Origin of the sequence: Oceanobacillus luteolus (genome assembly GCF_023715655.1) — a bacterium.
GTDB lineage: Bacteria > Bacillota > Bacilli > Bacillales > Amphibacillaceae > Oceanobacillus > Oceanobacillus luteolus.
Map to the genome: position 1 here is coordinate 1 of NZ_JAMBON010000005.1, position 22,323 is coordinate 22,323.

The 22,323-nt window shown below is 42.0% G+C and carries 19 protein-coding genes; 2 read left to right on the forward strand and 17 right to left on the reverse strand.

All coding sequences use genetic code 11. The features are described 5' to 3' along the window. Positions 1-437: 437 nt before the first annotated feature. Positions 438-3,098, reverse strand: a complete 2,661-nt coding sequence (locus M3210_RS05365) for a DEAD/DEAH box helicase family protein (protein WP_251512257.1) — start codon at positions 3,096-3,098, stop codon at positions 438-440. 208 nt (positions 3,099-3,306) lie between these two features. Between M3210_RS05365 and M3210_RS05370 the strand changes: the two genes are divergently transcribed. Continuing rightward, complete coding sequence (locus M3210_RS05370) at positions 3,307-3,762, forward strand: SRPBCC family protein (protein ID WP_251512258.1); 456 nt, start codon at positions 3,307-3,309, stop codon at positions 3,760-3,762. A 117-nt stretch (positions 3,763-3,879) separates the two neighbouring features. Here M3210_RS05370 and glpK read toward each other — a convergent pair whose 3' ends face one another. The 3 genes from glpK to fdhA form a co-directional block, all read right to left on the reverse strand. Beyond that, complete coding sequence (glpK, locus tag M3210_RS05375; RefSeq protein ID WP_251512259.1) at positions 3,880-5,379, reverse strand: glycerol kinase GlpK; 1,500 nt, start codon at positions 5,377-5,379, stop codon at positions 3,880-3,882. Between the two features lie 50 nt (positions 5,380-5,429). After that, positions 5,430-6,257, reverse strand: coding sequence for an MIP/aquaporin family protein (locus M3210_RS05380; RefSeq protein ID WP_251512260.1), 828 nt, complete (start codon positions 6,255-6,257; stop codon positions 5,430-5,432). 178 nt (positions 6,258-6,435) lie between these two features. Beyond that, positions 6,436-7,692 carry a formaldehyde dehydrogenase, glutathione-independent gene (fdhA, locus tag M3210_RS05385; protein ID WP_251512261.1) on the reverse strand — a complete coding sequence of 419 codons (1,257 nt, stop codon included), beginning with the start codon at positions 7,690-7,692 and terminating at the stop codon, positions 6,436-6,438. A gap of 252 nt (positions 7,693-7,944) precedes the next feature. Here fdhA and M3210_RS05390 point away from each other — a divergent pair, with 252 nt between their 5' ends. After that, the gene (locus tag M3210_RS05390; protein WP_251512262.1) at positions 7,945-8,571 is read left to right on the forward strand and encodes a GyrI-like domain-containing protein; all 627 of its coding nucleotides are present in this window, start codon (positions 7,945-7,947) and stop codon (positions 8,569-8,571) included. 53 nt (positions 8,572-8,624) lie between these two features. On the opposite strand, the gene rraA is transcribed toward M3210_RS05390, so the two are convergent. The 13 genes from rraA to M3210_RS05455 form a co-directional block, all read right to left on the reverse strand. Further along, positions 8,625-9,107, reverse strand: coding sequence for a ribonuclease E activity regulator RraA (gene rraA, locus M3210_RS05395; RefSeq protein ID WP_251512263.1), 483 nt, complete (start codon positions 9,105-9,107; stop codon positions 8,625-8,627). A gap of 108 nt (positions 9,108-9,215) precedes the next feature. Then, the gene (ade, locus tag M3210_RS05400) at positions 9,216-10,970 is read right to left on the reverse strand and encodes an adenine deaminase (RefSeq protein WP_251512264.1); all 1,755 of its coding nucleotides are present in this window, start codon (positions 10,968-10,970) and stop codon (positions 9,216-9,218) included. Between the two features lie 191 nt (positions 10,971-11,161). Then, entirely contained in the window at positions 11,162-12,535 is a 1,374-nt protein-coding gene (locus M3210_RS05405) for an NCS2 family permease (RefSeq protein ID WP_251512265.1), read from the reverse strand. A gap of 391 nt (positions 12,536-12,926) precedes the next feature. Then, the gene (locus M3210_RS05410) at positions 12,927-13,241 is read right to left on the reverse strand and encodes an XdhC family protein (protein ID WP_251512266.1); all 315 of its coding nucleotides are present in this window, start codon (positions 13,239-13,241) and stop codon (positions 12,927-12,929) included. Then, entirely contained in the window at positions 13,238-14,068 is an 831-nt protein-coding gene (locus tag M3210_RS05415; protein WP_251512267.1) for an XdhC family protein, read from the reverse strand. The genes M3210_RS05410 and M3210_RS05415 overlap by 4 nt, the downstream gene beginning before the upstream one ends. Before the next feature lie 9 nt (positions 14,069-14,077). Continuing rightward, positions 14,078-16,411, reverse strand: coding sequence for a xanthine dehydrogenase family protein molybdopterin-binding subunit (locus M3210_RS05420; RefSeq protein WP_251512268.1), 2,334 nt, complete (start codon positions 16,409-16,411; stop codon positions 14,078-14,080). Further along, positions 16,408-17,286: an FAD binding domain-containing protein gene (locus M3210_RS05425; RefSeq protein WP_251512269.1), complete on the reverse strand. Its 879-nt coding sequence runs from the start codon at positions 17,284-17,286 to the stop codon at positions 16,408-16,410. Before M3210_RS05425 ends, M3210_RS05420 begins: the two co-directional genes overlap by 4 nt. 44 nt (positions 17,287-17,330) lie before the next feature. Continuing rightward, a complete protein-coding gene (locus M3210_RS05430) occupies positions 17,331-17,942 on the reverse strand; it encodes a nucleotidyltransferase family protein (RefSeq protein ID WP_251512270.1) in 612 nt (203 codons plus the stop codon). Continuing rightward, positions 17,939-18,427 carry a (2Fe-2S)-binding protein gene (locus tag M3210_RS05435; RefSeq protein ID WP_251512271.1) on the reverse strand — a complete coding sequence of 163 codons (489 nt, stop codon included), beginning with the start codon at positions 18,425-18,427 and terminating at the stop codon, positions 17,939-17,941. The genes M3210_RS05430 and M3210_RS05435 overlap by 4 nt, the downstream gene beginning before the upstream one ends. A 72-nt stretch (positions 18,428-18,499) precedes the next feature. Then, entirely contained in the window at positions 18,500-19,840 is a 1,341-nt protein-coding gene (locus tag M3210_RS05440; protein WP_251512272.1) for a 5'-deoxyadenosine deaminase, read from the reverse strand. A 25-nt stretch (positions 19,841-19,865) separates the two neighbouring features. After that, a complete protein-coding gene (locus tag M3210_RS05445; protein ID WP_251512273.1) occupies positions 19,866-21,008 on the reverse strand; it encodes a M20 family metallopeptidase in 1,143 nt (380 codons plus the stop codon). Continuing rightward, positions 21,009-21,626, reverse strand: a complete 618-nt coding sequence (locus M3210_RS05450) for a DUF1989 domain-containing protein (RefSeq protein WP_251512274.1) — start codon at positions 21,624-21,626, stop codon at positions 21,009-21,011. Between the two features lie 12 nt (positions 21,627-21,638). Next, positions 21,639-22,322: a cyclase family protein gene (locus M3210_RS05455; RefSeq protein ID WP_251512275.1), complete on the reverse strand. Its 684-nt coding sequence runs from the start codon at positions 22,320-22,322 to the stop codon at positions 21,639-21,641. Position 22,323: the final 1 nt, after the last annotated feature.

A 22,323-nucleotide genomic window follows, 5' to 3' on the forward strand; every position in this document is an offset into this window, starting at 1 on the left:
TTCTACGGTCTCTGGTTGGTAGTTTTCTAGAATCTGTTTCGCTAGTTCAGCTGATTTCTGATCTCGCTTTGACTTAGTCAATAGAATAACCTCCCAATCTTATATGTTTATTCTAACAATAAAAAAATAAACTGCGAAGCAAGAGCCGTACGCTCTCTCACTTACACAGTTTATTTTACACTCCCCCATTCGGGCTCTTAGAAACTCTATAAAGACACGAAGGAATGATTCCACACTCCATTCGGGCTCTTAGAAACTCTATAATGACTCGAAAGAATGATTCCACACTCCATTCGAGCTCTTAGAACACTTATAAAGACCCGAATGAGATATTCTATACTCCATCCAGGTTCTTAGAACCTCTATAATGTCACAAACGAATGAAATCCTATCAGTTCAATCTCCAATAAATAAAAGGACAGGAAAATTCCTGTCCTCTATTTCCATACACTTAACCGCTCCGAACGTTTGACAAATTTAGCGGACATGGCACGCATTCTGGCCTTTAATAATAGTTTTCGTCCTTCAGGTGTTCTTGTATAAATAAGTTCTGCTTTACCAATCTTCTTCTGCCATTGAGCTAGGAACGTTTCCGCGTAGTCTTTCCTTCTCCCAATTTCTTCTGGTAAAGCATGATAATCATGTTTGACCCAAAGAGTTTTACCAGACTGTCGATGCAGTATGTATCTAGGGTTTTCAATTGGATCTAGTAATTCTTGTAAAGCTTGTAAAAATAACTTTTGTTCGTATTTTGTCCCTCTTTCCAGATGACAATAGACTTCACCTAATGGAGCTTGTTCCGTATATATTCGATTTTCAGAAGGCGGCGTTTGAAGCAATCCAATTTCATAAAGTGTGTGATAGATTGCTTCTCCAACCGACTTCATCCTTTTCTCTATCGAAGAATTAAACAGAAATATCCGCAATGCTTTCCACCAAAACGGCGAAGATGCGAGCACACCGAAAATGAGTCCCATACTTAGATAGACTACTCCTTCATTCGATTCAACCGTGGAAAAACGAATTTTTTCAGCAAGGGCATTAAAGGTATAAGCGATTGTTATAATAGACGTCAATACAAGCGATTTCAATGTATTACGGAGAATAAACGGTCTCGGAATAAAGACTTTATCAACTTGAAGTTCCTCGCGTTTCTGTGAACCTTCCGAAACTGCCCTTTTCCAGCGTGTAAACAACCTACTTCGATCAATAGCACGCCTAGTCATTTCTTGATTGATTTCCTCAATCGTCGCTTTAGTATAATCGTTTTGCGGAATACGCAACCTATCTATTCCGGAGACAATTAATGGCAATTCTTCATCCACCCCTGTTAATGAACGAAAGCGTCGTCTCAAGGATTTCAAGTCATATCCTCCATCCTCAAGAGCAGAATCGACACAGACTAGGTGCCATATATTTGCTGCCTTTTCCGGATTGCCCTTTTCAATTCGGATAGCGCGACCACGCATCTGGTTTGTCAGCATGAATGTACCGACATATGAAGCTAGGATCAGCGTATTGACGCTCGGTGCATCCCATCCTTCTCCAAGCAATGCGGTTGTTCCGACTAATACATCAATTTCACCCGCAGCAAAGATTTCTGTGATGACTTGGACCATCCGCTGCCGGGAAGCTCTCTGCCAAGAGATTTTCACATACCGTTCATCGTGAACCAATACTTCTGCTTCAAACTTTAACTGACTTTTCTCTAATAGAGGAAGTGAACTTTTTGGTATGATGACGATGGAACCTGTCAATACACCTAGTTTGCACTGTTCACCTAGCTCTCTTCTTGCACTTTCAAAAACCGGTATAACACCAAGCCGAACGAGAGGGCTAATGTCTTCCTTACTTTTTGGTAAATCATCACCATAAATGTAATCTGCTAATATAACCAACCTTAAAGAATCACCGAGGGATTTCTTTTCCAATAAAATTATTTTATTGATGCTGTCGAGCTTCGAAGTACTATGTAGTAGTGTCCGCTCCATCGCTTTTGTAGCAATTAATTGTACCCTTCTTCGTTCGATGGCGCCAATTGCTGATAGCTTTTTGCGAATACTTTTTATCGGTTCTTCTTTCGGATCCACCCATTTATCTTTATAAAGCAAACTGGTTAACAATTCCTGCGTCCATTCCAAATCAAATTCCGGTAAATGTTCCGCTTTTTCATCGACAAGCTGGAACGGTTTCTCCCAAGCATTACTTCCTATTTCCTTCAAGTACAATATCATACTGATAAAGTAAGCATGGTTCGCCAACTTCTCTTCCACAAATTCTTCCGATTGAATCCACGGATGAGATTGGATCAATTGTTGGAAATCTTCATTATGTAATAAATCATTTTTGAACTGCTCTACTTCTCTATGATAAAACTCAATTGGACCTTGCTCCTGTTTAGTAGGCTTAGACATCCAAATATAGTCCTGATGCGGACAAAGGTCACCTTCCTTCACGAGGGCGGCAACTTCAATCTCTTCATCTATCGGTCCGCACAACTCTATATACCTGTCCCATTCGGACTTGTCCACATCGTAAGGGGGTGTTGCGGTCAATGCTACTGTACTTAGATTTGTCAGCTTTTTACGTACATCCGTCAACGTCCTCCACCAGCTTGTCCGCAAATGATGGGCTTCATCAAGAATCAGCGTTTGAAAGTTGCATTCAAAAAATTTATCACGAGCGACTTCCTTTTCACTAACCTCTACTTCTTCCGCTTCCTCATCATCAATCTGCTCGGTGTCATCATGCCCATTCTCATCAAACAGCGCATGTAATCCTTGATACGTGGTTACTGTCAAAAATGTTGGATTTCTCAAGTCCATCGAAATCCAATCAGGTACTTCATTCACTTGTAAAAACAATGACACAAACCGATCGACCCATTGATTGCGGATAGCCAATGTAGGAGCAACGATTAACGTCGGCTTATTTAAACGCAACATGACCTCCAATCCAAGGACTGTTTTCCCCGATCCAGGAGGGGCAATTAAATGAAGATGATTATTTTCCAAATGCTCATCTAAGTTTTTCAATACCTCAGCTTGATAACTGCGCCAAGGATAACAAAATTCAACACTTTTTGGGAAAGCTTCCATAAAATCACCTAATGTAGTTTAGTTGTATGACTAAGCATATCTTGGATGAAATATCCGTTTAACGATTATAGTATCATAGTTTGATAGGGGATATATTAGTTCATTTTACTCAAAATATATTCATCATATGTTTTGACGCAGACAATTGCTTCAAATATACTGAAGCCAACACGAATCGATCGATACCGAATCTAGAAAGGAAATCAAAATGAAACTCTACACTTTAACATCAAAACAGCATCTACCTGTTTCCCGTGAAGAAGCCTGGAATTTCCTTTCGAACCCGGCTCAATTAGAAAATATCACCGCTGATAATATGTCGCTCACACCACTCGAGCCACTGCCGCAAGCGATGTATGAAGGTATGATTATCCATTATCAAATCAGACCATTCCTTGGCATCAAATTGAATTGGGTTACGGAAATCACTCATATTGATGAAGGGCAAATGTTCGTTGACGAGCAACGTTTTGGTCCTTTCCGCTTCTGGCATCACGAGCACCGACTCGTTGAAAAAGGAAATGGCACGGAAATGCAAGATATCGTGCATTATGCAATGCCGTTTTCTCTACTCGGTTGTATTGCACACGTTGTATTCGTACGGAGCATGTTGGAAAATATGTTTAAATACCGTAAATCCGTGATGAAAGATATATTTAGTTAGTGAATTAGTCCTTGTATTTCTCCAATAGACATGGTAATTAGAAAAAGCTAGAACTGTAAAGTCCTAGCTTTTATCTATGATAATAGAAGTCATTTCCTATGAATCTATCCCTCTACCTCAGACCTTAAAGGCTCTCGTAGCTTCCACTGCTTTTTGCCATCCTGTATATAACCCTTCTCTTTGCTGTTCATCCATTTCAGGCTCGAAGGTTTTTTCTACCACCCACTGTTTGGCGATCTCTTCTTTGTCTTTCCAATACCCGACAGCCAAGCCAGCAAGATATGCCGCTCCAAGGGCTGTCGTTTCTTGGACGACTGGACGCTCTACTGGGACATTAAGGATATCACTTTGGAATTGCATGAGAAAATCGTTTTTAACCGCACCACCATCAACCCGTAATGCTTTTAGTTCTATATTTGAGTCTTGAATCATCGCATCGAGCACATCCCGCGTCTGATAAGCGAGGGATTCCAACGTTGCGCGAATAAAATGTTCCTTCGACGTTCCACGTGTAAGACCGAATAGTGCTCCGCGAGCATCACTATCCCAATACGGCGTCCCTAAACCAACAAAAGCTGGAACCATATAGACTCCATCCGTCGATTCTACTTTTGTTGCAAAACTTTCACTTTCCGGTGAAGTTTCGATGATCTTTAGACCATCCCTGAGCCATTGAACGGCAGAGCCTGCAACGAACACACTTCCTTCAAGGGCATATTCCACTTTGCCATCAATTCCCCAGGCGAGCGTTGTGAGCAACCCGTGTTTGGAACTTACTCCTTTTTCTCCCGTGTTCATCAGCATGAAGCAACCAGTTCCATACGTATTTTTCCCCATACCTTCTTCAAAACAGGTTTGACCGAATAAAGCTGCCTGTTGGTCACCCGCAATTCCAGCTATCGGAACTTCATGTCCGAAAAAGTGATAATCAACCGTGTTTGCATAAACTTCAGAAGAAGAACGAACTTCTGGCAGCATCGTTTTTGGAACGCCGAGAATGTCCAGCAACTCATCATCCCACTTGAGGTCATATATGTTGAACATCAATGTCCGGGAAGCATTGGAGTAGTCCGTCACATGTGTTTTCTGGCCCGATAATTTATAGACAAGCCAGGTATCGATGGTGCCGAATAATAAATCGCCGTTTTCCGCTTTTTCCCTTGCACCGTCCACATTATCCAGAATCCATTTCACCTTCGTTCCGGAAAAATACGGATCAAGCAACAGACCGGTTTTGTCACGGAAAAGGTCATTGTAACCTTGTTCACGAAGTTCATTACAAATTTCTTGTGTTTGCCGCGACTGCCAGACGATGGCATTGTAAATCGGCTTACCTGTATTATTGTCCCAAACAACCGCCGTTTCCCGCTGATTTGTTATCCCGATTCCAGCGACTTGATCCGGTTCAATGTCTGCTTTCCGGAGCACATTCGCAATACAAGAAAGAATCGATGTCCATATTTCATTCGCATCATGTTCAACCCAGCCAGGTTTCGGATAAAATTGCTCGAACTCCTTTTGAGCAACCTCCACAATTTCTCCATTATGATTAAATAATATGGCACGGGAACTTGTTGTACCTTGATCGAGAGCGAGTATATATTTTTCTTTTTCCATAAGATGCATTCCTCCGATTTAGCATATTTATTTCTTATCCAAATTTCATACTATACAGCCTTTGATTTTATCTCTTCCTTCTGCAGATCTTTTCTCATTTCCATATTCACTGCGCCAACAATGATAATCAGGACAAGTACACTCATAATCCAGAAGAGTGTAGAGAACTCTCCCAAAAATAATGCTTGATAAAAAACTGTGCCATATACTCCGCCAAATAATGGACCAGCGATTGGTATCCATGCATATCCCCAATCAGAGCTGCCTTTACCTGGTATCGGCAAGAGTGCATGGGCAATTCTTGGTCCCAAGTCACGCGCCGGATTGATTGCATACCCGGTTGCACCACCTAGGGAGACACCAATCGCAACAATCAATAGTCCAACGATTAACGGATTCAATCCTTCTGTAAATTGATTGGCTCCGATAAACATAAGTCCAAGAAGCAATACAAACGTGCCAATCATCTCACTTAGAAAATTTGAAAATGGACTTCTGACAGCTGGTGAAGTCGAAAATACTGCAAGCTTTGCACCAGCATCCTCTGTTTTACTCCAGTGTGGCAAGTAATTCAGATAAGCAATCGTTGCACCAAGAATCGCACCGATCATTTGCGCAGTAATATAAAGCGGAACCTTTTCCCATGGAAATTCCCCGACTGCAGCGAAACCGAGTGTTACAGCTGGGTTGATATGGGCACCTGAAATATTACCAACTGCATAAACGCCCATCGCCACCGCCAATCCCCAACCGACTGTGATGACAATCCATCCGGAATTTTCTGCTTTGGTGTTTTTCAACACCACTCCACCAACGACTCCTGCACCAAGTGTAATAAGAATCATCGTACCAATCAGTTCACCTAAAAATTCGGACATGGTTACACTCCTTTCCATAAACCATTGCTTATTTGTAGGGACGGACATTTGTAAGCGCTTCAAATTCATTGAAGTATATTACAAAAATGCCCACACTCTAAATATATTACTTAGAAAGTAAGTTAGAATGTGGGCTTGTATAATTAGTTGCTATATTTATTTTTCAATAGGTAGTTTTTTAACCGATAGCATCAGCCGTATCCAGTTTCAGATGTTTACGGACCGTGCCATGAGGATCGATGACAAACTTTCTTGCTGCTCCTCCATCGAACTTCTGATACCCTTCAGGAGCATCATCAATGGAAATAACAGTAGCATTAACCACTTTCGAGATTTGTGCACGGTCACTGAAGATTGCTTTCATGAGGTCACGGTTATATCTCATAACAGGAGTTTGTCCAGTTACGAAATGATGTGCCTTCGCGAATCCTAGACCGAAACGGATTTTCAACGTTCCTTCTTTCGCATCAGTGTCTACCGCACCTGGGTCTCCTGTTACGTACAATCCAGGAATACCTAGACGGCCGCCAGCTCTCGTAATATCCATGATGGAGTTCAGTACTGTTGCAGGAGCTTCACCAGCATCACGGCCATGTCCGCTAGCTTCAAAGCCAACCGCGTCGATTGCACAGTCTACTTCTGGAACTCCAAGAATCTGTTCAATTTGTTCGCCGAGATCATCATGTTCTCTCAAGTTGACCGTTTCGCATCCAAAGCTTCTAGCTTGTGCGAGACGCTCTTCGTTCAAATCTCCAACAATTACAACCGACGCACCAAGCAATTGTGCAGAATGTGCCGCCGCAAGTCCAACTGGACCAGCACCAGCTACATAAACGGTGGACCCCATTTTAACTCCTGCACTGACCGCTCCATGGTATCCTGTCGGGAAAATATCAGAAAGCATGGTTAAATCAAGAATTTTATCCATCGCTTGATCTTTATCAGGGAATTTCAATAGCTGGAAATCAGCATATGGGACAAGTACATACTCGGATTGTCCGCCGACCCATCCTCCCATATCCACATATCCGTATGCAGAACCAGGACGATCTGGGTTAACATTCAAGCAAATATGTGTATCTTGCTGACGACAATTGTCACAACGTCCACAAGCAATATTGAACGGAACCGATACAATATCACCTTTTTTGATGAATTCTACGTCACTACCAACTTCGACTACTTCACCAGTAATCTCATGCCCCAGCACCAAACCACTCGGAGCAGTCGTTCTACCACGGACCATATGCTGGTCACTTCCACAGATGTTAGTAGCAATCACTTTAAGTATAACCCCATGATTTACCTTTCTACCAACATTGAGAGGGTTGACCCCTGGTCCATCACGGAGAACGAGATCCGGATATCCAATATCCTTTAATTCTACTTCTCCTGGCTTTGAATACACTACCGCTTTGTTCGACAATAGACTCACTCCTTAAATTTTTTAATAATAAGGATGACTATCATGTATGCGCTTACCCACGTATAAGTATAGCATATTAAAATAAAAATTCAAATAGTTTAGATAAAAATGAATTTGCATAATATTACTTAAAACGACATAAAAACAAATAATTATCTATGAAAAGGGTCGCTTTGATGATATTTCTCGGATACATCAGAACACAACTACTTAAAAGAGGTATAATAGAAATAGATTTATAAGAGAAAAGAGTTGATGCAAATGAGTAAGTACGAATGGAGAAAGCATGCAAAGGAACTCTATTTACCGAAACAAAAACCTAATCTAATAGCTGTCCCAGAAATGAAATTTTTCACGATAAAAGGAAAGGGCAATCCGAATAGCGAGTCTTTCAAACAGGACATCGAAACCCTTTACGGCTTATCCTATGCCATCCGCATGATGCCGAAGAAAGGGCTGACACCAGAAGGTTATTTTGAATATACCTTTTTCCCTTTGGAAGGTCACTGGGATTTGGATGAGGAAGGCAGGAAGCTCGACTATCTTAATAAAGACCATCTCGTTTACAAATTGATGATCAGACAACCAGACTTTGTAACAGACGAGCTATTCGACTACGCAGTGAATACAGTGAAAAACAAAAAAGCACCTCACAATATAGACGATGTGAAATTTGAATCCATTACAGAAGGGTTATGTGTCCAAGCGATGCATATCGGGAGCTTCGATGATGAGCCGAAAACCTTTGAGGTGATGGAACAGTTTTGTATGGACAATAACTTGGATAGAGCAGAGAAAACCCATAAAGAAATTTACATTTCGGATTTCAGGAGAACTGCAACGGAGAAATTGAAGACCGTGTTGAGGTTTAAAGTCACGAAAAATTAAAAAGAGGAAACCAAACGCTCAGCATCAGCACGGAGCGTTTGGTAATTTTCAATTTATACAAGCTTTTCCAACGCCACAATCACACCGTCTTCATCGGCATAGACATAATCTCCTGGTTTCCAATGGACATTACCAAAGGTAAAACTCACATCCCGCTCCCCAATACCGTTCTTCTTACTTTTCAATGGATTTGTTCCGAGCGCTAAAACCCCAACATCCATTGATGCAATATCAGCTGAATCACGGATACAGCCGTTGATGATCACACCTGCGAGTTTTCGCGATACGGCGATACCTGCAAGACGGTCCCCCATCAGCGCACAGTTTGTTGAGCCGCCGCCATTCACAACAATTACCGAACCTTCTGGAACAGATTCCAACGCTTCTTCAAACAGCACATTATCTTCAAACACCTGTACCGTTTCAATTTTTCCGAAAAATCGCCGCTTTTTCCCATATGAACGTAAATCTAATTGACAAACTTGTACCTCGCTTGCATAGTCATCACAAATATCTGCTGTTTTAAAATTTGTCATATTCGCTCCCCCTCTTTTATTCAGAATAGTTTCTTTTATTATGATAGAAATATTAGAATTTGAAAAGAAAAAACTTGGCATCCACCAGATATATGGTGAATGCCAAGCTTACTTGCTACTATAAATTTTTCCTGCCTCAACGGGAATATGCTTAAATTCTTTTACATCAAATAACCCTTTATCCGTCAGTTTTATTTCTGGAATGACGGGGAGAGCCATGAATGACAGCAATATGAAAGGATTAAAGTCGCCCGAAAATCCAATGTGGGCAAGTGCTTGATTCAATCGCTGCATGTCGCTATATACTTTTTCAAAACTTCGATTGGAAACTAATCCAGCAATAGGTAATGACAATGAAGCAATCAGCTTGCCTTCATGAACAACAACGATCCCTCCATTGATCCCCTTAATACTATTTATCGCTAACATTATATCCTGATCATTCGTACCTGTAGCGATGATATTATGTGAATCATGGGCAATCGTTGTTGCAATTGCCCCGGAAGTCAGGCCTAATCCATGTATGATACCTAGACCAATGTTGCCCGTTTGGTGATGACGTTCAACTACAGCAAGCTTCAGATAGTCTTTTTCAAGCGAAGGCTGAAAAAGACCATTTCTTATATCCACAGCATCGATTTTATGTTCCGTCACAATACTGTTTGGGATGACGGAAATAATATTTGCTTTCTGATTTTCGCCAATCTCCAACCGCAGATCGTCCGTTGAGATTTCATGTATCTGAATGCTATTCATAATTTTTTCAGCTGGAGTGAGCGTATTTTTTATTTTTGGCATAGTTTTTCCATTCATCGCCACCGATTCCCCGTTTACAAAAACCTCATGAATTGTAACGTCTTCCAAGCTATCCAACAACAAGAAATCTGCATCATATCCAGGAGCAATAGCCCCTTTCGTCTTTAAGCCAAAATATTCCGCAGCATTCAATGTCGCCATCTGAAAAGCCGTAATCGGATGAATACCATGCTCAATCGAAATCTTTACATTATGATCGATGCTTCCTTCTTCAATCAAATCATCCAAATGTTTATCATCTGTCACAAACAAGCAGCGTCGGGCATTATTCTCATTCACTGCTTGCAACAGTGTTTTTAGATCACGGGATGCGGACCCTTCACGAAGCATGACATACATGCCTCGACGTAATCTGTCTCTCACCTGTTCCGCTGTTGTACATTCATGATCGCTACGGATACCCGCTGTCATGTAAACATTTATTCCATTTTCATCAACCCCAGCGGCATGACCATCAATTACTCTATTGTTACTTGCTGCATCCAGCAATTTGTCGAGCATCGCATCATTTCCTTGAAAAACTGCGGGGAAGTCCATCACTTCACCTAGGCTGATCACCCGTTCCTCGTTGTAAAAAGGAAGTAAGTCTTCATCTGTCAACACGGCCCCTGCATTCTCGAATGGGGTGGCGGGAACACAGGAAGGGAGACCGATAAATACATTTAATGGAATATTTTCAGATGCATCGAGCATAAACTTAATACCGTCGACACCGCTGACGTTTGCAATTTCATGCGGATCAGCAATGACTGATGTTACACCATGCGGTAATACAACATTCGCAAATTCCGCAGGTGTAACCATCGCGGATTCAATATGAACATGTCCATCAATGAAACCCGGTGTTACAAACTTTCCTTTCGCATCAATGACTTTCTCCCCTGCAAAACTCCCAATTCCAGCAAATACACCATCGACAATAGCGATATCTGCTTCAACAATTTCATGGCTGAAGACATCCAGTATTCTACCGTTTTTAATAACTGTGTCAGCAGGAGTTTTCTTGGCAGCTACTGCGATTCTCTTTTTTAATTTGTTTTTATCCACTATTCACCCTCCTTCCAACACAATCATTTTTTAGTAAGTATTCAAAATGGAGGATGAAAAGGACCGAGCAGTTCGAGGCGGCTTAGCTTTGAGCACCGGAATGTACGTTTGTAGGTACATGAGGAGCGGAAAAGCAAGCCAACGAAGAAATGCGAAGAGTCATTTTCACCGGACATTTTGAACATCCTATTTTAGTGGCCGCCGACCATAAAGTGAATGATGAATGCAATCGTGATAAAATAAACAATCCAGTGTATTTCCTTAAATCTGCCAGTCATCATTTTCAATGCAGTATAGCTGATGAAACCAAATGCCAACCCTGTTGCAATACTATATGTTAAAGGCATCATAATGATTGTTAAAAAGACAGGGATAACATCAGTATAGTCATCAAATTTAATATTCGTGATTTCTGTCAGCATCAATGCACCGACAATGACCAGAATCGGCGCAGTGGCAACACTTGGGATAAAGCCTACGAGTGGTGCGAATAACAGGGCAAATAAGAATAGAACCCCTACCGTAAGTGCGGTTAATCCAGTTCTTCCCCCTTCAGAAATACCAGTCGCATTCTCCACATATGCATTAAGTGCTGTACTTCCGAGTGAAGCACTCGCCATCGTACCAACCGCATCTGCTTGAAGTGCTTTATCTAAATCTTGGATTTTACCATTTTCATCTGTCAGGCCAGCTTTCTTAGTAAGACCGATTAATGTAGCTAGGTTATCAAATAGTTCAACAATCGTAAAGGAGAATATAACAGATAGCACCCCATAGCCAACGGCTGCCATAATATCCATCTGCAAAAATGTTTCAGCTACGCTAGGGAGTTGGAAAGAGATAACATCACTCGCAGCTTTTGGAACCTCAGCAACACCAGCAATCATCGCGATGATGGTTGTGATGATGATCGTCAGCAATAGTCCGCCTTTAATTTTCTTCGCCATAAAGAACCCGGCAATCACGATACCTATCGCAGCAATTAATGGACCTGCTGCTGTAATATCACCCAATCCAATGACTGTCGCCTCATTAGCGACAATTAAACCGGCGTTTTGGAAACCAATAAATGCAATGAATAGACCAATACCAACCCCGATTGCCGACTTCAATGGGGTCGGCACACCCTCCACAATCTTCTGCCGTATTCCCGTAACGGTAAGGATTAAGAAAACGAGACCGGAAATGAATACAGCACCAAGTGCCGTTTGCCAAGTCAGCCCTAAACCAATAACAACGGTATACGCGAAAAATGCATTCAGACCCATACCAGGTGCTATAGCGACGGGATAGTTTACCCAAAACGCAAATAAGAACGTACAGAACACACTCGCGTAAATCGTTGCCGCAAAAGCTGCTTCATGCGGAATTCCTGCATCTGCCAGTATCATCGGATTTACAATAATAATATAACTCATTGCCAAGAAAGATGTTAAGCCTGCGATCAATTCTGTTCTTACATCTGTACCCCGTTCAGACAGTTTAAATAATCTTTCCAGTAAATTATTCTGATTCGGTGGGACATTATTTTTACCTCGGACTACTTCTTCCGCCTGTTTTGACATACTCCACACCCCTTTATTAACTTTATTTGTTACTCACCAATGGCGGGTTCCTGACACCGAAATTTTTTTATTCTCCTTCACCCCCCCTACAAGACATTTTTGCTTCGAACAGGTTTTTCTCGCATTTTTTTATACAGAAAAAGCCACAGTAAACTCCTGAAATTCAAGATGATTACTGCGGCTCATTTCTTTTCCGTAAACAGAACAAGAATGTTGATACCGCTCTCAATATAAGGCATAAAGCGAAATACACTTCATTGCCCAGCAAGCTATACTTTTGGCATTTTTTGTCTTTTTACACAGGATTATTGGATATCCTTTGCTTATATATATTCCATCCAATAATCAATTATTCTACGATTAAAGAAGCTGGCATTGGATTTTTTACTGATTAAATCGGTTCAATAAACACATCCATGATGCCGCCACAAATTCCGCCATCTTCATACATGATGCCTTTTGTTAAATCAACCTGATGCTGGCAAGCCCTGCCTTTCTCTATCACCATAAAAGACTTTTCAATCACTTCTCCTTCTCCGCAGCCACCGCCTATCGTTCCATAGATATCTCCATTGGAAAAGATAAGCATCTTCGCTCCAGTACTCCTAGGCGTGGATCCTTTCGTTCGAATGACCGTAGCAACCGCAGCCTTCTTACCTGCTTTTTGTACAGACATGACTTTATCGAAGAACTCCATGTTGTTCATTTTCTTACTCTCTCCCGGAATTTTAATTGTGAATAGCTAGAGATTTTTTCCTTTAATGAGTTGCCCGTTGCAGTATGTTTTACTTTTAGTATTTCCGCCAAAATGCTGATTGCAATTTCCGCAGGCGTTTGCGCACCAACATCCAATCCTACAGGTGAGTAGATGTTTGTAAAATTATGGTCCGTGAATTCTGTCTTCAACTGTTCAAACACACCAGAAATCCTTCGCCTGCTGCCGATCATTCCGATATACTTAGTTCGCTCCTCGGGTTCCATTTCCTCCTCACGTCTCAACAGTTCCTGCAGACTGACCACATCAAATTGATGTCCCCGTGTCAACAGAAGAATATACGTTTCAGATGTAATCGGTACGTGACGGAAAAAGTCAATATATGGTGCACAAACTACCTTGTCGACATAAGGAAAACGTTCCCTGTTTGCAAACTGCTCTCGATCGTCAATGACCGTCACATAGAAACCAAGCATCTTCCCCATTTCCGCGACAGGTTCAGATACATGACCAGCTCCAGCCACAATCAGATGAGGCGGAGCTTGAAAGACCTCTATGAAGCATTCAACTTTTGTTTCCTTATATTGAATCTCAATTGTTTTTGTTCTGCGAACCTCCAGTAAAGGCAAACTGCACTTAATGATTTCGGATTGTAACTCGGAGGGAAGTTGATATTCATCATATAATGTGCCATCCTTTTCTAAGAGCAACGACGTACCAAGTAATGCTTTATCAGTATGACGAGTAATCGTAATGAGAGCAACATCCTTCTGTTCTTGGATAGCTTCTGAAAATCTTTCGTATAGTTGACGACTCATCAAGGCACATCACCTCGCAGTCAGCGTTTGTTTTTTGGTAGCTTGCATTGCCTGGTAAACCCGCTCTGGTGTTGCCGGTAGTTGATAAATCCTTGCTCCTGTAGCGTCATAAATTGCGGCCATGATCGCCGGGATAATCGGAATCATCACTACTTCAGCAATTCCTTTCGCACCGAAAGGACCACTATTCTCATTAGATTCCACAGGAATGGTTTCAATGACAGGTGTTTCTCTGATCGTCGGGATTACATAATCTGTGAAGCTTTTTGTTTTGTTGTAGCCGTTTTCCATCAATACGTCTTCATACAACGTATAGCCAATTCCCATGACAGCTCCGCCTTCACATTGCCCTTCCAGTCCTTGTGGATTCAAGACTTTTCCACAATCGGGAATCGCAACGACCCGAAGAACCTCGGTTTCACCGGTTAATGTATCAACCTCTACCATAACAACATGCGTCATATAACCGTAAAAATGGTGAGGGGCCCCACCGGAATTTTTCAATTCTTCTTTTTCTCTTGGAAGGTAGAAATGACCCTCCACCACCATTGGTTGGTGTTTTTCATAAAGATGTTCATAAATTGCTTTATAATTTACAGCACGTTTTTCCTCTCCAGCTACATGTAACTTATTTTCCGAAAGCTCGATTTGGTCTGCTGAAACTTGTAGGATTTCTGCCGCAGCTTCAGCCATTAAGCCGATCATTTTCGGAGCTGCAGTAGCAATTGCACGACCACCTGTGTATGTTGAACGCGATGCAGAAATTGTTCCGCTGTCCAGAGCCTCTGTCGTATCTCCCTGTATAACGTCGATATCTTCTATATCACATTTTAAAAGCTCTGCTGCAACTTGTGCGTACACTGTCCCATTTCCTGTTCCGATTTCCTCGATGGCAACCGCAACTTTAAATCGTCCATCTTCCAATAGCTCGATGGTAGCTGCACCATAGTCGGGGGTACCAAGACCCATACCGATGGCATGAAAAGATGTGGCAACAGCAACACCACGTTTCTTCCACGGTTCACTAGCTTGAGCTTTATATACGTCCCTGTTTTTCCATAACTCACTTTGTTCCGCCTTCTCTAACGTTTCCACTGTACCGACACTTGAGGTGACGACATGCCCAAGACTGGATTTTTCTCCTTGACAGTAAGCGTTCTTCTTCCTGATTTCAATCGGATCGAGACCAGTTTTTTCCGCAAGCAGGTCAATATGTGTCTCAATCCCAACACAAACCTGGTTGACCCCAAAACCGCGAAAAGCGCCCGCAATTCCGTTATTCGTAAAAACACAAAAACCTTCCATATCCACATTTGGAATTTTATAAGGGCCAGCACCATGTTCGATTGCAAGGGCGACAACCGCACCACCTAATGAGGCATATGCCCCGGTATCCGCAACAGCCCGCAATTTATGAGCGATTAACGTACCATCTTTTTTCGCTCCGGTTTTCACCGTTACTTTAAAAGGGTGGCGTTTAATCCCAGAGGCAACCGATTCCTCACGTGATAAATGAAGTTTCACCGGTCTGCCTCCCGTGTTCATCGCAAGTAATGCTAAATAAATTTGTACGGTTATTTCATCTTTCCCACCAAAGCCTCCACCATTGGGACTGGAATAAATATGAATTCGCTCTGGATTCAGTGCAAGAGATCGTGCAATTTGCAGCTTATCCCGGTGACCATATTGGGATGGACAATGAATCGACAGGGACCCGTCTTCCTCCAACACGCCCCAGCCACCTTCCGTCTCTAAAAATGCGTGCATTTGCCGAGGGGAATAGAATGTATTCTCAAAAATATAATCCGCCTCTTCAAACCCTTTCTCGATATCACCATTTTGGATCGTAATATGACTATGGATATTTCCATCTGGGTGAAGCTGTGGAGCACCTTGTACCATAGCACTTTCCGGATCTGTCACAGCTTCCAGAGGATCATAGTCTACATGGATTAACTCAAGAATTTCCTTGGCAGCTTCCTCCGTTTCCGCTGCAACCAACGCGACGGCATCACCCAAACATCTCACTACGTCTTCACACAGCACCGGTTGATCAGGTGTTACAATACCAAATCCATTGAAACCTGGTATATCTTTATGTGTTAACACGCAGATTACCTCTGGATGTTCCAGTGCTTTTGCTATATCAATCGACTTGATTTTTGCAAATGGATACTTTGCCCGAAGTACCTTCCCCCAAACCATATTCGGGAATTTTAGATCTGTTTTATATTTCTGCTCTCCGGTCACTTTTTCTGGTCCGTCAATTCTTTTTACTCGTTTCCCTACCCATTTTAATTGTTCTTCCTTCATCGTTTGTACTTCTTTTATTTCGTTACTCATCTTTCATCCCACCTCTGCATCAAACGGTGTAGACCTCTTTCAAGCAACGCACTTGCCATACTCCGCCGGTATTTAGCGCTTCCTCTGACATCTGATATTGGCATCACTTCTTTCCAAGCTGCTCCGGCAATATTTTGGATTGCTGTCTCATCCAATGGACCAAGGGTAAGCATTCTTTCGCATTTTTTAGAGCGAATGATTGTTGGTCCTACAGAGCCAAATGCAATTTTTCCAGAGAGACACTCTCGCGGGTTCTCCCCCATTTTCAAATTGATGGCCACATTAACAATCGAGATGGATTGGGCTTTTCTTGGACCTAACTTTTCAAAAATACCAATTTCATTTTCTCCCTGAGGCTGAATGATGATATTGGTAATCATCTCATCTTGCTTTAAAACCGTTCTCCCTGGTCCCGTAAAAAATTCATGGATAGGAACGACTTTCTTATCATGAAATGAGCTTATTTCTATTTTTGCATCAAGTACATAAAGTGCAGGAATCATGTCACCTGCTGGTGATGCAGTAGCAAGATTTCCCCCGAGCGTCCCCATATTTTGAAGTTGAACCGCCCCCACCTCTCTAGATGCTCCAACGAGTACATCCGCTTTTTCCTGAAGCAACTCTGATTTAACTATATCTGTATGGGTAGTTAACGGGCCGATATGAATCCCATTTTCTGCTTCGGAGATAAAACGCAGCTCATCCAATCGCTTTAGATTAATCCATATTTCCGGACGAAAGTAACCATCCTTCATGCGGACGACCGCATCTGTCCCTCCGGCAAGTAGACGAGAAGATTTCTCTTCTTCATGCAGAAAGTAAAGGCATTCCTCAACCGTCGACGGCGAATACATATCCATCTCTGAAACTCTCATCTCAACCCTCCTTGAAAAAAGTAAATATCATTCGAATTTCTTAACTATGTTTTCCACTGTTGGTCCAGTGAAGTCCCTACAAGATAATCATCAAGGTTGTTCAAATTCAATAAGACATGTGGCTCGTTAACGGGGATATGCTCGATTGCATCATGATATTTTTGGATGACATTCCGTAATCCTTTACTTTCTTCATTCACCTTCATTAAGTCACGCTTTACGCTAACGGAAAACAAAACAGGATGACCACGTTTTTCTTGATAAACGGGAATGAGGACTTTTCTTTTTGTCTGATGGAAAGCACGTATAAGGATTCTCAGTGTCTCACTGGATACAGGTTGATCCACTGCAGATACGAGAATTCCATCTATATCATCAGCTACACATGAAACACCTTTCTGGATAGATGTACTTTTTCCGTTGGGGTAGTTTTCATTTAATACTGTAATTACATCGTAGGCTGAAATCCTTTTCTGTAACTCTTCCGCTCTATAGCCAAGTACAACAATAATTTCAGCTAGGCCAACTTCGAGCAATTGTTCAATCTGGTACTCGATTAACGTCTTTCCTTTCCAAGGAAGCAGGGCTTTTAATTCCCCCATCCGGCTGGAAAACCCAGCTGCAAGCAGAATTGCTGATACTTTCCTTGCCGTCATCCTGGCGCTCCTCCTGCTGCCAACTGTCTCCTGGCAGCAGTTTGTACTGCCTTAATGATTTTCGTATATCCTGTACAACGACAAAGATTACCGCCTAGGGCTGTCTTCACTTCATCATCTGTTGGGATATGATCGATGCTGTTTATAAAAGCTTTCGCAGAAACGATAATTCCCGGAGTGCAATATCCACATTGTGTCGCACCTTCATCGACAAAAGCCTGCTGCATGACATCCATGCCCCCGACTTGGCCGATACCTTCCACGGTTGTAATATTTGTATTCTCGGTTTGGCCGACAAGCATAAGGCAGGAACAAACGACTTCACCATCAACTTCAACTGAGCACGAACCACATTCACCTTTCCCACAGCATTCCTTTGCACCAATTAAATCCAATTCATCTCTGAGTACATCCAACAGAGTTGAAGCAGGCGGACTCTTTATGGAAACCTCCTCACCATTAACTTTTAATTGAATTTCTTTCAAGCAGTTCACCCCCTACTTTCACACTGGATTAAATTACTAAATATTACAAAAACTCATTAACTGATTCTTCCTTTATACTTTCATAATGGAAGGTACTCGCTTTAATAACCTTTTTATTGATTTGTCTGCTTCATACAAGACAATATCTTTATCCACTGTTTTCACTTCGCCTTTTTCCATAACAACTTTACCATTGATAATCGTTGTATCCACATCTGCCCTTGTAGCAGAATAAACGATTCGGGAAATCGGGTCGACATCAGATGAAGGGTACGTATGAAATTTATACAAATCCAAAATCGCGAGATCAGCTTTCTTACCAACTTCAATACTGCCTATTTCATTTTCCATCCCAACTGCTCTGGCCCCACCAATCGTTGCCATCCGGAACACCGTCCGCGCGTCCATATGCGTAGGTCCGAGATGTGGCTTTTGAATCAATGAAGCAAGCCGCATTTCATTAAACATATCCAGATTATTATTACATGGTGCTCCGTCCGCCCCTAAACTTACATTCACATCTCTGTCGAGCATATCCGGCACTTCCGCAATTCCCGATGCCAATTTCAAGTTGGATCCAGGACAATGGCTCATCTTCACGCCACGTTCTTTAATAATCCTTTTTTCTTCGTCATCCAACCACACACAATGTGCGAGAATCAGATTTTCATTTGCAAGGCCAATCTGATCCAAATAAACAACATTTCTCATTCCTCGTTGCATCTCGACTATTTGAATTTCTCCTCTATTTTCGGAAGCATGGGTATGGACTTTTACCTGATAATGCTTCGATAGATCTCGGACGGCAGTTAATAGCTCTTCCGTACAAGAAACGACGAAACGTGGACAGAAAGCGTATTGAATTCGGCCATTATCGTACTGATGCCATTTTTCAAGAAGGTCGACACTTTGCTGAATCGATTTCGTCGTATCTTCTACAAGTAAATCAGGAACGTTATCTCCCATATCCATCATGACTTTCCCAGACAGACAACGGATCCCGCTTTCCGCCATAGCCTGAAAAGCAGCATCAGTATGATTTACCGTTTCCATATCGACAATGGTCGTTGTACCACTTTGAATCAATTCTCCAAGCCCAAGCATGGCGGAATAATAGCTGGATTCCTCATCATGGGCAGCTTCGAGCGGCCAAATTTTCTTCTGCAGCCAGTCCATTAATTCCAGATCATCAGCTTGGCCACGGAATAGCGTTTGACACAGATGGATATGGGTTTGGATGAATCCGGGAATTACTGTTTTATTCTTAGCATCAATAATTTGATCCGCGGCATAACCTAAATCACCACCGACTTGAATGATTCTGTCATTTTCTATATACAAGTCGCCTTCAAGAATTTCTTCCCCAGCATTCATCGTAATGATTTGTGCATTTTTAATTAACACACTCGCCATGGAATTCCCCCAGTTTATTTTAGTTTCACTCCTTACTTGAAATCGGTTGACCGGCAAGACGTAATGCCAGTTCCTTGTAAAAAACGATGGAACGCATATATGCATAGATATCAACATATTCGTTCGGCTGATGGGCAAGCTTCTCATCACCTGGCCCATAAATCAGAGTTGGAATAAGGCTCGCTGGGTTTAATACCGCAGCATCTGTGTAATAGGAAACTCCGTGTACGGAATCCTCTTCTTTCAACTGTAACGCTGTCGTAATGAGCTTATGTGACTTTTCGGTTAGAATCGATGGACGGTCCAATAACTTCATTACAGAAAAATCCGGAGCGTCTTCACTAGAAAAGATTTCTTTTAGGTTTCGTTTGATTTCATTCAGCAACTGTTCATGTGATTGCGGAGGGATGGACCGGATATCGATTTTCATACTAGCTCGGTCCGGAATCACATTCGTTTGAACTCCACCTTGTAACATCGTTATCGCCATACTGCTTTCTCCAAGCGGTTCACTGGATATTTTCCACTTCCGCTTTAATGATTCAATCATTTCCATCACGGGCTTCATCCATTCCACAGCATTGATCCCCCGATCAGGCATGGCTCCATGAGCCGTCTTGCCATGCAGGATGATTTCCAGCCACAATGCACCTTTATGGCCAACGACAACTTTCTCATTCGTCGGCTCCCCGATAATTAATGCCTCTACATTCTCTAAACCTTCATCTTGCAAATATTCCCGAGCACCACAGCTGTCCACCTCTTCTCCAGCCGTTGCAAGAAAAACGATATCTTTCTCCAGTTTGATTTGCTCATTAAATAAAGTTTCTACAGCAAGGAACATGGCGGAGAGGCCGCTTTTCATATCTGAAGCTCCACGGCCATATAACTTGTCACCTTCGATTTCCCCAGAATAAGGAGAATATATCCATGGTATTTCTCCCGGTAAAACAGTGTCCATATGTCCGCAAAACAGAATCTTCCCCTTGCCTTCACCTTTTAATTCGATTTGGAAATTACTTCTATTCGGCTCAATTTCCGTGATGGTATAGGGGATTCCTGTTTTTTCACATCGCTCTGCTAAAAACTTTGCAACTTCATGCTCGTTTCCAGGTGGATTGCAACTATCAATTTGAATCATTTCCTGTAAGAACTTTACAGCTTTCATTTATATTGCCTCCACAATTTGCATTTTGAGAGGAGTCACTTTCCATCCATTGACAGGGGCCATATCTTGAGAACAAGTCGAACAGGCAATGACGACTTCTTCCAATGCTTTAAATCGTACATAATCACCCGGTTTCGATAGTGGTTCATGAATCTCATAATCTCCCACGTCATCCAATACGTTGTTCATGAAAATATTTATTGGATCAGGGATCGGCTCATGATCAAGTCCATAATCTTTCAACGCATTTTTTAGATTGTCATGACAGTTCGGATGGTTTTCGTCTCCGAAATCGATTTTATAGCGGTAATAGTCACATGCGGGAAAAAAGAAATCATGTTTTCCGACTGTATCCGCAGTAAAAGTCATCAGTGGACGACGGCGATTACTATAGAGTCCATCGCCGATTTTCAACCGGATACTGCTCAGTGATGCGCGCATATGGACAGGTGACACAAACTCTTTCGGATCATTTCTATTGAAGCAGACGAAATCTCCGACTTGTTTTCCTTCCACATCAATAATGATTATTTCTTCTCCAGGCTTTAATAAAGCACTTCTCCCCTCATAAGGAGGGATAAATATCTCTTCTTTGATTCTCTGTTGTGAAGAAACCATTTTTAAACCTCCTTATTCTATGAAGACCGCAACTGCCCGAATCGGTGACCCAGTTCCCTTCCGAATTTTCAGTGGCAAGCCGAAGTATAGGAACCGTTTGCCAGCAACCTCATTTAAGTTTGCCAGATTTTCCGTATTGGAGATTCCGTATTCCCTGCAGACAAGATGACCGGAGAATTTCGGATCTTTTGGATTATCAATGGCTGGCGCATCAATTCCAATATTGACAACGCCTCGTTCCGCAAGCCATCGCGCTCCATAATAATCAAGCCCAGTGTAGCGGGTTAGCCATTCATCTGTTCCATAACTTCGGTTATAGTGCCCTGTATAGAGCAGAACAATATCACCTTTTTCCAAGACTTGCTGTGATTGTTTCAATGCCATCTCCAACTCACGAGGTGTAATATAGTCGTCTGGGGAAATATGTGATACATCTAAGCAAACAGCTGGGCCATAGAAATATTCAAGAGGCATTTCATCAATAAATTTCCCATTCGGGTCATATTCGTATGTTGCATCCGTATGAGTTGCACCGTGCTCATTGATTAATAGATTATTTGTTGCAAACTCAAAACCTACTTTTTTCATACTTTCTTCATGAGTAAGATTCGGAAATATCAATGTAGGCTGATGTAATGGGAAAACCGGCATACCCTGATAAATTTCCTGTGAGAGATCAACTAATCTAACTGCCATA

What these genes read in the sequence shown, in the direction of transcription:
- M3210_RS05415 (WP_251512267.1), bottom strand. Translation starts at nt 14,068, where the DNA reads ATGAGTCGTCAACTATACGAAAGATTTTCAGAAGCTATCCAAGAACAG.
- M3210_RS05390 (WP_251512262.1), top strand. Translation starts at nt 7,945, where the DNA reads ATGAGTAAGTACGAATGGAGAAAGCATGCAAAGGAACTCTATTTACCG.
- M3210_RS05380 (WP_251512260.1), bottom strand. Translation starts at nt 6,257, where the DNA reads ATGTCCGAATTTTTAGGTGAACTGATTGGTACGATGATTCTTATTACA.
- M3210_RS05420 (WP_251512268.1), bottom strand. Translation starts at nt 16,411, where the DNA reads ATGAGTAACGAAATAAAAGAAGTACAAACGATGAAGGAAGAACAATTA.
- M3210_RS05455 (WP_251512275.1), bottom strand. Translation starts at nt 22,322, where the DNA reads ATGGCAGTTAGATTAGTTGATCTCTCACAGGAAATTTATCAGGGTATG.
- M3210_RS05430 (WP_251512270.1), bottom strand. Translation starts at nt 17,942, where the DNA reads ATGACGGCAAGGAAAGTATCAGCAATTCTGCTTGCAGCTGGGTTTTCC.
- rraA (WP_251512263.1), bottom strand. Translation starts at nt 9,107, where the DNA reads ATGACAAATTTTAAAACAGCAGATATTTGTGATGACTATGCAAGCGAG.
- glpK (WP_251512259.1), bottom strand. Translation starts at nt 5,379, where the DNA reads ATGGAAAAAGAAAAATATATACTCGCTCTCGATCAAGGTACAACAAGT.
- M3210_RS05445 (WP_251512273.1), bottom strand. Translation starts at nt 21,008, where the DNA reads ATGAAAGCTGTAAAGTTCTTACAGGAAATGATTCAAATTGATAGTTGC.
- M3210_RS05405 (WP_251512265.1), bottom strand. Translation starts at nt 12,535, where the DNA reads ATGTCAAAACAGGCGGAAGAAGTAGTCCGAGGTAAAAATAATGTCCCA.
- M3210_RS05440 (WP_251512272.1), bottom strand. Translation starts at nt 19,840, where the DNA reads ATGGCGAGTGTGTTAATTAAAAATGCACAAATCATTACGATGAATGCT.
- M3210_RS05370 (WP_251512258.1), top strand. Translation starts at nt 3,307, where the DNA reads ATGAAACTCTACACTTTAACATCAAAACAGCATCTACCTGTTTCCCGT.
- M3210_RS05425 (WP_251512269.1), bottom strand. Translation starts at nt 17,286, where the DNA reads ATGAGAGTTTCAGAGATGGATATGTATTCGCCGTCGACGGTTGAGGAA.
- M3210_RS05365 (WP_251512257.1), bottom strand. Translation starts at nt 3,098, where the DNA reads ATGGAAGCTTTCCCAAAAAGTGTTGAATTTTGTTATCCTTGGCGCAGT.
- M3210_RS05410 (WP_251512266.1), bottom strand. Translation starts at nt 13,241, where the DNA reads ATGAACAACATGGAGTTCTTCGATAAAGTCATGTCTGTACAAAAAGCA.
- M3210_RS05450 (WP_251512274.1), bottom strand. Translation starts at nt 21,626, where the DNA reads ATGGTTTCTTCACAACAGAGAATCAAAGAAGAGATATTTATCCCTCCT.